This is a genomic window from Streptomyces sp. NPDC087787 (assembly GCF_044743035.1).
GTDB lineage: Bacteria > Actinomycetota > Actinomycetes > Streptomycetales > Streptomycetaceae > Streptomyces.
Map to the genome: position 1 here is coordinate 148,344 of NZ_JBIUVQ010000018.1, position 11,032 is coordinate 159,375.

At 72.6% G+C, this 11,032-nt stretch carries 13 protein-coding genes; 6 read left to right on the top strand and 7 right to left on the bottom strand.

The window, feature by feature from the left end:
• Positions 1-34 precede the first annotated feature (34 nt).
• The 3 genes from ACIOWN_RS27010 (at position 35) to ACIOWN_RS27020 (ending at position 3,622) form a co-directional block, all read left to right on the top strand.
• Entirely contained in the window at positions 35-709 is a 675-nt protein-coding gene (locus ACIOWN_RS27010) for a response regulator transcription factor (RefSeq protein ID WP_362349100.1), read from the top strand.
• A complete protein-coding gene (locus ACIOWN_RS27015) occupies positions 706-2,586 on the top strand; it encodes a histidine kinase (protein ID WP_362349102.1) in 1,881 nt (626 codons plus the stop codon). The genes ACIOWN_RS27010 and ACIOWN_RS27015 overlap by 4 nt, the downstream gene beginning before the upstream one ends.
• A gap of 118 nt (positions 2,587-2,704) precedes the next feature.
• Complete coding sequence (locus ACIOWN_RS27020) at positions 2,705-3,622, top strand: SGNH/GDSL hydrolase family protein (RefSeq protein WP_362349103.1); 918 nt, start codon at positions 2,705-2,707, stop codon at positions 3,620-3,622.
• 207 nt (positions 3,623-3,829) lie between these two features.
• Here ACIOWN_RS27020 and ACIOWN_RS27025 read toward each other — a convergent pair whose 3' ends face one another.
• Positions 3,830-4,366: a DUF2269 domain-containing protein gene (locus ACIOWN_RS27025; RefSeq protein WP_362349105.1), complete on the bottom strand. Its 537-nt coding sequence runs from the start codon at positions 4,364-4,366 to the stop codon at positions 3,830-3,832.
• Between the two features lie 112 nt (positions 4,367-4,478).
• Between ACIOWN_RS27025 and ACIOWN_RS27030 the strand changes: the two genes are divergently transcribed.
• Positions 4,479-4,697: a hypothetical protein gene (locus ACIOWN_RS27030; protein ID WP_362349106.1), complete on the top strand. Its 219-nt coding sequence runs from the start codon at positions 4,479-4,481 to the stop codon at positions 4,695-4,697.
• 44 nt (positions 4,698-4,741) lie between these two features.
• Here the strand turns inward: ACIOWN_RS27030 and ACIOWN_RS27035 are convergent, their stop codons facing one another.
• From ACIOWN_RS27035 to ACIOWN_RS27050, 4 genes are all read right to left on the bottom strand, one after another.
• A complete protein-coding gene (locus ACIOWN_RS27035; RefSeq protein WP_401983566.1) occupies positions 4,742-6,148 on the bottom strand; it encodes an FtsW/RodA/SpoVE family cell cycle protein in 1,407 nt (468 codons plus the stop codon).
• Positions 6,149-6,301: 153 nt separating this feature from the next.
• The gene (locus ACIOWN_RS27040) at positions 6,302-7,210 is read right to left on the bottom strand and encodes a serine hydrolase (RefSeq protein WP_362349109.1); all 909 of its coding nucleotides are present in this window, start codon (positions 7,208-7,210) and stop codon (positions 6,302-6,304) included.
• Between the two features lie 170 nt (positions 7,211-7,380).
• Positions 7,381-8,361, bottom strand: coding sequence for an ion transporter (locus tag ACIOWN_RS27045; protein ID WP_362349110.1), 981 nt, complete (start codon positions 8,359-8,361; stop codon positions 7,381-7,383).
• Between the two features lie 197 nt (positions 8,362-8,558).
• Positions 8,559-9,221, bottom strand: a complete 663-nt coding sequence (locus ACIOWN_RS27050; protein WP_362349112.1) for a zinc ribbon domain-containing protein — start codon at positions 9,219-9,221, stop codon at positions 8,559-8,561.
• A gap of 281 nt (positions 9,222-9,502) precedes the next feature.
• On the opposite strand from ACIOWN_RS27050, the gene ACIOWN_RS27055 reads away from it, so the two are divergent.
• Positions 9,503-10,126: an acetate uptake transporter gene (locus ACIOWN_RS27055; RefSeq protein WP_362349114.1), complete on the top strand. Its 624-nt coding sequence runs from the start codon at positions 9,503-9,505 to the stop codon at positions 10,124-10,126.
• A 77-nt stretch (positions 10,127-10,203) separates the two neighbouring features.
• Positions 10,204-10,359, top strand: a complete 156-nt coding sequence (locus tag ACIOWN_RS27060) for a DUF6131 family protein (protein WP_362349116.1) — start codon at positions 10,204-10,206, stop codon at positions 10,357-10,359.
• 122 nt (positions 10,360-10,481) lie between these two features.
• Here ACIOWN_RS27060 and ACIOWN_RS27065 read toward each other — a convergent pair whose 3' ends face one another.
• On the bottom strand, positions 10,482-10,625 hold the full coding sequence (locus tag ACIOWN_RS27065) for a hypothetical protein (protein WP_401983569.1): 144 nt from the start codon (positions 10,623-10,625) through the stop codon (positions 10,482-10,484).
• A gap of 62 nt (positions 10,626-10,687) precedes the next feature.
• A complete protein-coding gene (locus tag ACIOWN_RS27070) occupies positions 10,688-10,894 on the bottom strand; it encodes a hypothetical protein (RefSeq protein ID WP_100572507.1) in 207 nt (68 codons plus the stop codon).
• Between the last annotated feature and the right edge of the window lie 138 nt (positions 10,895-11,032).

An 11,032-nucleotide genomic window follows, 5' to 3' on the forward strand; every position in this document is an offset into this window, starting at 1 on the left:
CCCGACGGGAACCGGTCTCGGCCATCATCGGGACATGACCTCCGCGGCCCGTCCCATCCGGGTGCTCATCGCCGACGACCATCCCGTAGTACGGCGCGGGATGAGCGCCCTGCTGACCTCGCTGGCGGGGGTGGAGGTGGTGGCGGAGGCGGCGACCGGCGAAGAAGCGCTGCGCGAGGCGCAGTTGAGCCGTCCGGACGTGGTGGTGATGGACATCCGGATGCCGGCCATGGACGGGGTGGAGGCCACCCGGCGGCTGACCGCGCTGCTGCCCGACGTCGCGGTGCTCGTCGTCACCATGTACGAGGACGACGAGACGGTGCTGTCGGCGCTGCGCGCCGGGGCCCGCGGCTATCTCCTCAAGGGCGCCCAGCAGGAGGAGATCCTGACCACCATCCGGTCGGTGGCGGCCGGACAGTTCGTCATCGCGCCGGGCGTGGCGGCCCGCCTGCTCGGCCAGGTGGGGCCGCCGCCCCGGCCGGCCGACCCGTTCCCCGAACTGACCGCACGGGAACGGGAGATCCTCGACCGGGTGGCGCGCGGCCACGGCAACGCCCGGGTCGCGGCCGAGCTGGAACTGGCCGTCAAGACCGTCGCGAACCATCTTTCCGCCGTCTTCGCCAAGCTGGGGGTGAGCGGCCGGACCGAGGCCATCCTGCTCGCCCGCGAGCGGGGACTGGGCGACGACACGTCCGGCCCCGCCTCATGACCGCGCGTCCGCCGGCCGCCCTGCGCGGGGCGGCCCTCGCTCCGGTCGCCGGCACGGCGCTCGCGTCCCTGTGGTGGGCGCCGCCGTCCCCGTCCGAGCGATGGGTCCTGTGGGCCCTGGTGGTCGGCCTCGGCCTGACGGCGTCGTACACCCTGGTCACCGCCCGGCGCGGGGCCTCGGCCGCCTCCCGGCTGCTCGGACTGTCCGCGGCGGCGCTGCTGAGCGCGCCGCTCGCGGCCGCGGCCGGTGTCCCGGACCTCGCCGTGGTGCCGGTGGTGCTGGCCTCGACGGTCACCGTGCCGCTGGCCGCCCTCCGCGTCGTCGAGGCGCGGCCGGTGTCGCGGACGCTGCGCTGGGCGGAGGCGTCGATCGCCGTCTGCGGCGCGGGCTGCGCGGCCGCGTCGCGGACGGGCGGCGAACCGGCGCTGATCGCGGCCGGGGTGGCGTCCGGGACGGCGATGTGCGCCGCCACCTGGGTGCTGTTCGAGCTCACCTCCGGCGACGACCGGCGCCGCGTGCTGTGGCTGGTGCTGGGCGCCGCCGGGACGACGCTGGCCGGGATGCTGCTGTTCGCGGTGGACAACTCCCTCACGCTCGGCTTCCCGGCCGGCGTGCTGACGGTCGGCGCGGTGTCCCTGCTGCTGCCGGGCGCCATCACCGTGGCACTGGTCGCGCCCCGCGCGGTGGACGTCCGGGTGGTGATGCGCGGCGCCGCCGTCCTCATCGTCATGCTCGCGCTGAGCGCCGCGGTGTACGAGGGCATCGCCGCCGTCTGGGAGATGGCGGTGGGCGCCCGGCCGGACAAGGGCGTGCCTCCGCTGCTGGCGGCCGCCATCGCCGCCGGGTACCAGCCGGTCCGGCGTCATGTCGAGGCGGTGATGGACGAGATGCTGTTCGGCCGGTCGGCCGACGCGGTGGAGACGCTGACCCGCCTCGGCACGGACCTGACCGCCGGCGCCCCTCCCCCGCTGTGGCTGCACACCCTGCGCACGACGCTCGGCGTGCCCGGCATCGAGCTGCGCCAGGAGGACACCGTGGTCGCCACCGCGGGCGCCGTCGACGCGGATCACGTCCAGGTCACCGCCCTGCGCGCGGACGGTGAGAAGGTGGGCGATCTCGTCGTCGGTCTCCCGCCGGGACATCTCCGGCTGCCCGGAGCGGCCGCCGCGGTGCTCGACCTGGTCGCGGCCCCGCTGGCGCAGGCCCTGCACGCGGCCCGGCTCAGCGAGCAACTGCGCCTGTCCAGGGGCCGCACGGTGACCGCGCTGGAGGAGGAGCGGCGGCGTATGCGCCGCGATCTGCACGACGGTCTCGGCCCCACCCTGACCGGCATCGCCTACACGGCGGACGCGGTCGTCAACCTCATCGCCACCGACCCCGAGCACGCGGTCGAGACCCTCCGCGCGCTGCGCGCCGACGTGGGCGACACGATCACCGAGATCCGGCGGATCGTCTACGGGCTGCGCCCCCGCGCCCTCGACGAACTCGGCCTCGTCGAGGCGATCCGCCAGCGCACCGCACCGCTGCGGGTCGCCGACGGCCGCCCCCTCACGGTGACGATCGACGCCCCGGAGCCGTTGCCGCAGCTTCCCGCGGCCGTGGAGGTCGCCGCCTACCGGGTGGCGGTGGAGGCCGTCACCAACATCGCCCGGCACGCCGCCGTGACCACCGCCACGCTCACCCTGGAGCTGCTCGGCAACGGCCGTCTGCGGGTGACCGTCGCGGACTCCGGCCGCTGCGCCGATCCGTGGAAACCCGGCGTCGGCATCCAGTCCATGCACGAGCGCGTCGAGCAGATCGGCGGCACCCTGACTGTCCGCACCGATCCCGAGGGCGCCACGATCACCGCCGAACTGCCCCTGTCCATCCCGGAGTGAGCTCGCCGTCACCGCTTCACACCTCTGGCCCCGGGGACTTACCGAACGGTATACAAGCCCAGTCGAACGTGCGACGGCGGCCCACCGCGCGCGAAGTCCCGGCACAGGGGAGGAACTGATGTCACGACAGGAAAGCGCGAGAGGGCGCCGGTGGCCGGCCGCGGTGGGGGCGGCGCTCGGGGCGTGCGCCCTCGCCGCCGCTTCCACGGCGCCCGCCTCGGCCCACGGAGCCGGTACCGGCGCGGGGGCCGGCCGTGCCGCGCACTACGTGTCGCTCGGGGACTCCTACACCTCCGGTCCCGGAATCCCGCGGCAGGTCGACGCCGCCTGCGGGCGCTCGGACAGCAACTACCCGTCGCTCGTCGCGGCGGATCGGAAGGCCGGCTCGTTCACGGACGTGAGCTGCGGCGGGGCGACGACCGAGGAGATGTGGAAGCCGCAGGGCTCCAACGGCGCCCAACTCGACGCGCTGCGCAAGGACACCGACCTGGTGACGGTCCAGATCGGCGGCAACGACGTCGGGTTCGGCTCCATCATCGCCACCTGCGCCCAACTAGGGTCCCAGCAGCCGGAGTCGGACCCCTGCCGGCGCCACTACGCCTCGTCCGGCATCGACCGGCTGACGCTCGACATCGCGCGGACGGCACCGAAGGTGGACCGCGTGCTGCGGGCCGTGCACGCCAGGGCGCCGCACGCCCGGGTGCTCGTCGTCGGCTATCCGGACCTGCTGCCCGACGACGGCAGCGGCTGCTTCCCCTCGGTGCCGTTCGCCGCGCGGGACTTCCCCTATCTGCGGGACACCGAGAAACGGCTGAACACGATGCTCCGCCTGGTGGCGGCGTGGAACCGCGCGGAATACGTCGACACCTACGCGCCCACGGTCGGCCACGACATGTGCAAGGCCCCGGCGGACCGCTGGATCGAGCCGTTGCAGCCGGCCTCGCCCGCGGCCCCCGCCCACCCCAACGCCAAGGGCGAGGAGGCCATGGCGCGTGCGGTGCTGAAGGTCCTGGACAAGCGGAACGGGCGGGGCTGAGCCCCGTCCGGCGGGCATGCGGCGGGCACCGGACGGGCGCCCGCCGCACGCGCCGGTACGGTCCCGGCACGGCCTTCGGACCCGCGCGGCTCGTCAGAGGCACGGGGTGTCGCACCCGTCCCTCGTGTCGGGGCCGCGGGCCCGGGGACAGCATGACGACGACCACTCCGACCCGGACGCCGTTGCCCCCTCCGTGCCGCTACCGGCTCAGACCGGTGCGCTCCGGCGGCCGGCGGTCCGGTCCGCACGCTGGGAGGCGCGGTGCCGCCGGCCGCGGCGGGTCAGGCCCCAGGGCTTGAGTACGGAGATCACCGTCATGAAGACGTACGCGGTCAGGGAGACGGCGGGGCCCATCAGGATTCCGTGGGAGCCGGCCGGCGGCTCGCCCGCGGCGACGTCCCGGACCATCGAGGTCAGCCCGGGGCGCAGCGCGAAGACCGTGGCGGCGGTCGTGGCCAGGGTCAGCCAGAACTTCGTGTAGACCCACCGGTGCCGGGCGAGCCCCCACTGGGTACCCAGGGACAGCACGAGGCCGCTGAACAGGGTGGCGAACGCGACGGGGAGCAGGAGCCAGTCGGCGAGGAGTTCCATGGCGCGGACGGAGGTCTCCACGGTCACCGCGGAGCGCGTGGTGACCGCGGCGATCGCGAGGGCGAGCAGTCCGAGGGAGAGGCCGAGCCAACTGGCGGAGGCGACCACATGGACCACGAGGAAGGCACGGCGTGCGGGGCGGCTTGTTCTCACCCGCCCCACGGTGCCGGACGGTGGCGCGGTCGGCGTCCGACGCAGGGAGTAACCCGGTGTACCGGCCTCGGCGTACACGCCGGGGCGGCACGCCTTGATCAAGGAGAGCGACATGCCCATCGAAACCGTCGAGCGATTCCTGACCGCCCTCGATCCGCGGCACCGGGAGCACGTCCAGGGGCTGTCACGCGAGGATCAGGAGAGCCTCGCCGCCGCCTGGGAGACGGAGCTCCAGCAGGACACCGACCTCGACACCCTGAGCGAACTGTCGCCGCCGGCGGCCGAGAGCGAGGCGGCGGCCCGCGTGGCCAGGAAGCTCCTCGAGCACTGAACGGGGGACAGGACCCGGCACCCACGGTCGCCCCGGGGACCGGGTCAGCGGCGGACCAGCTGGGTCTCGGCGGCGTCCATGTCCGCCGCCGGGACCGGCGCGGGTCGGCGGGCGGTGTCGCTGACCTTGAGGAGGAGGGCGACGAGCAGCCAGTTGGCGACCATCGCCGAGCCGCCCTGGGCCAGGAACGGCAGGGCCTTTCCGGTGAGCGGGATGAGCCCGGTGACACCGCCGACGACGACGAACACCTGCAGCATCAGTGTGGTCGCCAGACCGGCGGCCAGCAGCTTGCCGAAGGGGTCGGTCACGGTGATCGCGGTCCGCAGGCCGCGCTCGGCGAGCAGGGCGTACAGCAGGATCACGGCCGTCACTCCGGCCAGGCCGAGTTCCTCGCCGACGGTGGTGAGGATGAAGTCGCTGCGCCCGGCGAAGCCGATGAGCTCGGGGTGGCCCTGGCCGATGCCGGAACCGAGCATCCCGCCGGAGCCGAACCCGAACAGCGCCTGGGCCGCCTGGTCGGAGATCAGTCCGGCCGGCCGCTGGTCCGGGGGAAGGTAGATGTCCATGGGGTGCAGCCAGGCGACCACCCGGCCGTGGACGTGCGGTTCGAGGGAGCCCACGACGACGGCTCCGACGGCGAACATGCCGACGCCGAACACGACCCAGCTGGTCCGCTCGGTCGCGACGTACAGCATGATGACGAAGGCGCCGAAGAAGATGAGCGAGGTGCCGAGGTCCCGTTCGAGGACCAGGACGAGCAGGCTGATGACCCATACGGCCGCGATCGGGCCGAGCTGCCGCCCCCGGGGCAGGTACATGCCCATGAAGCGCCGTCCGGCCAGGGCCAGGGCGTCCTTGCGGAGCGTCAGGTACCCGGCGAAGAAGAGCACGATCACGATCTTCACGAACTCGCCGGGCTGGAAGGACAGCGGCCCGAGGAAGATCCACCGCTTGGCGCCGTAGACGTCGCCGGGATAGAAGGCCGGGGCCATCAGCAGCACCAGGCCCACGGTGACGGCCACGTAGGGATAGCGCTGGAGCCGGCGATGGTCCTTGAGCCCGATCACGATCACGATGAATCCGAGTACCGCGAGGCCGACCCACATGATCTGTCCGCCGACCGCCGTGGGCGAGTTGTACCGGGCCTGGTAGGCGATGTCGAGGCGGTGGATCAGGACGATGCCCAGGCCGGTGAGGAGGGTGGCCAGGGGCAGGATCAGCGGGTCGGCGTGCGGGGCGAACCGCCGTACCCCCAGATGGCACAGCAGCGGGAGCAGGGCCAGAACGGCGATGTGGAACGCCAGATCGGGCGGCAGGCTGCCCGTCATGGCGAGGGAACCGCCCGCGTGGCCGAATCCGCAGATGAGCACGGCACCCAGCAGCAGCGCCAGCTCCTGGTTGCGGCTGACCGGATCGCCGCCCCGTCCCGATGATCCGACTCGACTGCCCATGACTGCTCCCCCGTCGCGTTGGTCCGGACTCCGGTCTACGGCCCGGTGACACCCGGCACGACTATACAGTTGCGCAATGACGCAACTAACCACAGAGGGCGGGGTGGCGGGGGTGCGGCGCCGGGACCCGCGGGTTCCCGGCGCCGGCGCCCGTCAGGTCCGGGCGGCCGCGGACACGGCCTGCCGGGCCGCCCGCTCCACCAGGGCGACGCCGTCGCTCATCGACGCACTGCCGTCGGACAGTACGGCGACGAGGTAGCGGTGTCCGCCCACCGTGATCCGGCCGACGCTGTTGACGTCCCAGAGACCGGAGGTGGTCCGCTGGAGCCAGCCGTTCTTCAAGGCGTACTCGGCGCCGGAGGCCGCCGAGACACCCCAGGCCTGCTCGCTCGCGACCCGGTTCATCAGCGACCGGATGTAGGTCCGGGACTCCTTGTTCAGCGGGGAGCCGGTCCTCGACGCCCCGGCGCTGTCGAACACGGACAGCAGAAGGCGGATCTGGTCGCTCGCCGTCGTCCGCGTCAGCCCCCACCTGCCGTCCGGACCGCCCTTGGTCGAGGTCAGCCCCAGGCGCTTGTTGGCGGCCTCCAGACCCGGCGCCCGGCCGATCTCGCGCCACAGGGCGTTCGCCGCCGCGTTGTCGCTCTTGCGGATCATCGGCTCCGCCAGGCCGCGTTCCTGGGCGGTGAGATGCCGGCCCGCGTCCTGGGCCTGAAGCAGCAGCGCCGCGAGAATGTCGACCTTGATGATGCTGGCGGTGTCGTACGGGGCGTCCTGCCCGTACAGCGACGGCTTCCTGCTCGCGCCGTCGAGGTTGAGCACCGCCGCCGTCACCCGCGCCTTGCTCTGCGGGTGCGGCGCCACCGGGACGGCCGACGCGGCGTGGGCCTGCTGCGCCGGGGCGGGCGCGGCGACCGCGGGTGCCGCGTGCAGCGCGCCGAGGGAGAAGAGGGTCGCCACCGAGGCCAGGAGGGCGCCGGCGCAGGCACCGGCGCGGCCGACCCGGCGCCCGGACGAGGCCGCCGAGGTCTTCGCACGCGGCAGGGAACGCGAATGGGGCATGATCGGACAGGCCTCCGCAATGGGTCGGCAAACGGGGGAAACTGCTTGGCGAAGGTAGACAAAATGTGCGTCTGGTGAAGTGGCCGCCGTCACTGCGAACCCGTTTCGGCCCGAATTGTGAGAAGACCCACCCCCTCCCGGGCCCCGTCACCGACGACCCCGCGGCCGCCTCACCCGCGCCGTCGGGACGCCCGCTGCCGGGCCCTCGCGGAGCCGGGCGCCGCGCGCGCCACGACCGCCGGGACCACCATGGCCGCCTGCCTTGGACGTGGCGGCGCCGTCTGCCCGAGGTCGCGCTCGAGGTCGTCGAGGGCTCTGCGGGCCGCCGCGATCCGGTCGGCGAGATGCTGCTGGACGTCGGGGGAGCCAACGGCGTCCGCCGCTTCGGCGGGCTGGTCCCTCTCCATCTCGCGGGCCTCCTCCAGGGACGTGATGACCACGCCGATGAGGACGTTGACCAGGACGAAGGAGGCCAGCAGGACGTAGGAGGCGTAGTAGATCAGGCTCCAGCGCGACACCTCCAGGCCGCTGTGCACGGCGTCGCCGATGCCGTCCAGGGTCATCAGCAGGAACAGGGTCAGCACGGCGCGGCCTATGGAGCCGTAGTGCTGAGGGTCGTGGCGGCCGAAGAAGACCCAGCCGACCATGGCGTACACGTACAGCAGCAGGGCGCCGACCAGGAGGAAGCTCAGGGTGCCGGGCAGACTGCGGACCACCGCGACCAGCACGATCCGTACCTGCGGCAGGAAGCGGGCCGTGCGCAGCACGCGCGCCAGCCGCAGCAGCCGCAGCACCGTGGCGTTCTCCCGTACGACGGGCACGAAGGCGCACAGAACGACGACCAGGTCGAAGGAGTTCCACGGGTCCTTCCAGAACTCCCGCGGGCGGTCGGCGTAGGCCAGCATCCGGACGAGGATCTCCACCGTGAAGGCGGCCAGGCAGATGTGTTCGGCCTGCCGTAACCAGTGGTGCCACTGCGTCGCCAGACCGGAGTACGTCTCCACGCCCAGCAGCCCTGCGTTGACGAGGATCACCGCGAAGACGCCGAGGGCGAACCAGCGGGCCTCGGTGACGGTCCGGCAGCGGCGGGCCAGTTCTCCGCGCAAGGACCGTAAGGCGATGTCGGGGTGGTGAACGTGCTGCTCCGGCATCTGCTGCCCTTGCTCCTTCGCATGCGGTGGCCCGGCCGACCGGGCTGGAAGGGCGGGCTCGTTGAAGGATGATCATCCTCCAAGTCGGCACTCCGCGGCACCGTGGATCGCGGCACGTTCGCGGACCGCGTACCGCATGTCGTGCGTGCGGTACGCGATCGCCGTGTGCGCTCAGTTCCGGGGCCGCGGTCCGGTGATCACCTCCGGGTGCCGCACGAGGGGCAGAAGGCCGCGCCGTCGGGCAGGTCCCGGTGGCAGGAGGAGCAGTTGTCGGTCTGGGCGAGGCGGTGTCCGCAGGAGGGGCAGAAGGCCGCGCCCCTGGTCTCGGTGCGGCACTGCGGGCAGACCAACTGGCGTGGCGTGGTGGCGTCGTAGTCCTGGCCGCGCTGCTGACCGGCGTCGTAGGCGCGCTGGGCCACCATGTCGTTCAGGCCCCGCTGCTGGGCCGCCTGGGCCTCCGCCGCGGTGTCCGGGGAGCAGGTGAGGCAGAGCCCGAGGCCCGGGTTCCAGCAGCGGGCGCAGACGTAGGCCGTGCAACGGGGGCAACGGTCGAAGTGGCCCTGGGCGTTGGCGATGGCGCGGGTGAACGCCGCGTCCCGCTGGGTTCCGTAGTTCGCGCCGGCCAGCCCGTCGGCCGCGTTGGAGACGCCCTGGGCGGCACCGCCGCCGATGACCGACCAGGCCGCGTTCACCCCGCGCGACAGCCAGCCCGCCATCTGGCCGGCCCGGAAGGGCTCGAAGGGGGAACGCCAGGTGTCGGAGCAGCGTGAGCAGTAGAACTCGAACTGGAAACCGGCGCCGGTTCCGTGCTCCTGGCACAGGTCGCGGTGGTTGTTGCTGAAGTAGATCTCGGTACTCATGGTGCGTTCCCCCCAGGGCCGGCCTTGTGACGGTGTTCCCACCGCTCGACGCCCGTCTCGTCGCGCGGGTGTCCGGGATTCTGCCAGGAGTGCGGGCGCCCCGGCACCTGCCGTCCGCCGACTGATCCTGGGACAAAGGGGTACGCGTGTGGTGAACAGCTACAGCTGAAGACTCGGGCAGCGCCGGCGCTGCCCGCGGGTTCGGCCCCGTGGACGTCCTGTGCCTGCGCTCTTCGGGTTCCGGCTGGTTCTGCCGGCCTCGGGTCGAAGGGATTTTGGTCATGACTGACGACACCAGCGACTCCGTGCGCGAAGAGGCCCGCCCGGCCGACCCGAGGCCGGTCGCCTACGCGGATCCGGCCCCGCTGGGCCTGGCGGGGTTCGCGATGCCCACCATCCTGCTGTCCATCATCAACACCAACCTGCTCAAGGAACCCGGCGCGATCCTCCCGGTGCTCGCGCTCGCCGCGTTCTACGGCGGGCTGGCGCAGTTCGTCGCGGGGCTGTTCGAGTTCCGACGCGGCGACACCTTCGGCGCGACCGTGTTCGCTTCCTTCGGGGCGTTCTGGTTGACGTACTGGTGGCTGGTGCCGCGAGTGGCGGCCGTCGGCAACGCGCACAACGCCCTGGGCCTGTTCCTGCTCCTGTGGGCCGTCTTCACCGCCTACATGGCGGTGGCCGCGCTGCGCACCAGCCTCGCCGTCCTCGCGGTGCTGGTACTGCTGACCATCACCTTCGTCCTCCTGGCGATCGGCGAGTTCCAGGGCGGTCTGGCGCCGCAGGTCGCCACCCAGGTCGGCGGCTGGTTCGGGCTCGCGACGGGGCTGGTCGCCTGGTACGCCTCGGCGGCCGGAGTGATCAACTCCACGCACCGGCGGACGCTGCTGCCCACCTGGCCCCGCTGAGCCGGCCAAAATGGGGCACTACAGCGCAGTTTCGGGGTACCCGGCTCGGTGAGGCACTTCTCCCCACGGAGGCGGTCATGCTCATCCTCGGCGTCATCCTGCTCGTCGTCGGCTTCGTCACCGGCATCTCGATCCTGTGGACCATCGGCATCATCCTGGCCGTGATCGGCCTGGTCCTGTGGATCCTCGGATCGATGGGGCACGCGGTCGCGGGTCGCCGTCACTACTGGTGACCGGCCGGCACTGAAGGAGCGGCGGCCCGCGGGCCGCCGCTCCTTCAGTGCCGGCCGAGGTGGGTCACAACGGCGACGGCCGCGGGGGCGCCGAAGGTCCGGACCCAGTACCGACCCGGCGCTCAGTGGGCGTGGCCCGCGCCGCGGCCGGACATCCGCCAGATCCTGATCTCGCGCAGCAGCCCCGGCATCTCCTTGATCAGCACCGCGACCGCCAGCCCGCCCACCAGGGCGGCCTCCACCGCCAGCAACTGTTTCGCTGTCATCCCCGTTCCTCCCTTCCGGCTGAGCCGCTCCTGACATCGATCCCGAACCACGACGCGCCCCGTCATCCGGGCGAGATGTTCGGCATGGCCTTCATGATCGTGTCGTGCTTCTTCCAGTGGATGCCCGTGGACCGCCGGGCGTCGGAGGTGCCGTCCCGGTGGTGTCCCGTCTGCCGCTCGTACGGGCCCCAGTTGCCCTGGTGCAGTCCGGAGACGTGCCCGGGGGTGTCGGGCTTCACGTCACGCCTGCCGACTCTGATCGTGCCCATGGTCTGCTCCTCGTCTCCCCCGGTGCCTTGGCGCGTTCAGCCTTGGTCGGTTCCGTAGGTGGGGGTGTGGGTGGTGGTGAGGGTTTTGCCGTTGCCGAGGTACATGTGGACGCCGCAGGGGAGGCAGGGGTCGAAGCT

Bases quoted from the DNA above. Each gene is read 5' to 3' on its own strand.
- ACIOWN_RS27045 (WP_362349110.1), bottom strand. From the start codon at position 8,361: ATGCCGGAGCAGCACGTTCACCACCCCGACATCGCCTTACGGTCCTTG.
- ACIOWN_RS27065 (WP_401983569.1), bottom strand. From the start codon at position 10,625: ATGACAGCGAAACAGTTGCTGGCGGTGGAGGCCGCCCTGGTGGGCGGG.
- ACIOWN_RS27035 (WP_401983566.1), bottom strand. From the start codon at position 6,148: ATGGGCAGTCGAGTCGGATCATCGGGACGGGGCGGCGATCCGGTCAGC.
- ACIOWN_RS27030 (WP_362349106.1), top strand. From the start codon at position 4,479: ATGCCCATCGAAACCGTCGAGCGATTCCTGACCGCCCTCGATCCGCGG.
- ACIOWN_RS27070 (WP_100572507.1), bottom strand. From the start codon at position 10,894: ATGGGCACGATCAGAGTCGGCAGGCGTGACGTGAAGCCCGACACCCCC.
- ACIOWN_RS27040 (WP_362349109.1), bottom strand. From the start codon at position 7,210: ATGCCCCATTCGCGTTCCCTGCCGCGTGCGAAGACCTCGGCGGCCTCG.
- ACIOWN_RS27050 (WP_362349112.1), bottom strand. From the start codon at position 9,221: ATGAGTACCGAGATCTACTTCAGCAACAACCACCGCGACCTGTGCCAG.
- ACIOWN_RS27015 (WP_362349102.1), top strand. From the start codon at position 706: ATGACCGCGCGTCCGCCGGCCGCCCTGCGCGGGGCGGCCCTCGCTCCG.
- ACIOWN_RS27020 (WP_362349103.1), top strand. From the start codon at position 2,705: ATGTCACGACAGGAAAGCGCGAGAGGGCGCCGGTGGCCGGCCGCGGTG.
- ACIOWN_RS27060 (WP_362349116.1), top strand. From the start codon at position 10,204: ATGCTCATCCTCGGCGTCATCCTGCTCGTCGTCGGCTTCGTCACCGGC.
- ACIOWN_RS27055 (WP_362349114.1), top strand. From the start codon at position 9,503: ATGACTGACGACACCAGCGACTCCGTGCGCGAAGAGGCCCGCCCGGCC.
- ACIOWN_RS27010 (WP_362349100.1), top strand. From the start codon at position 35: ATGACCTCCGCGGCCCGTCCCATCCGGGTGCTCATCGCCGACGACCAT.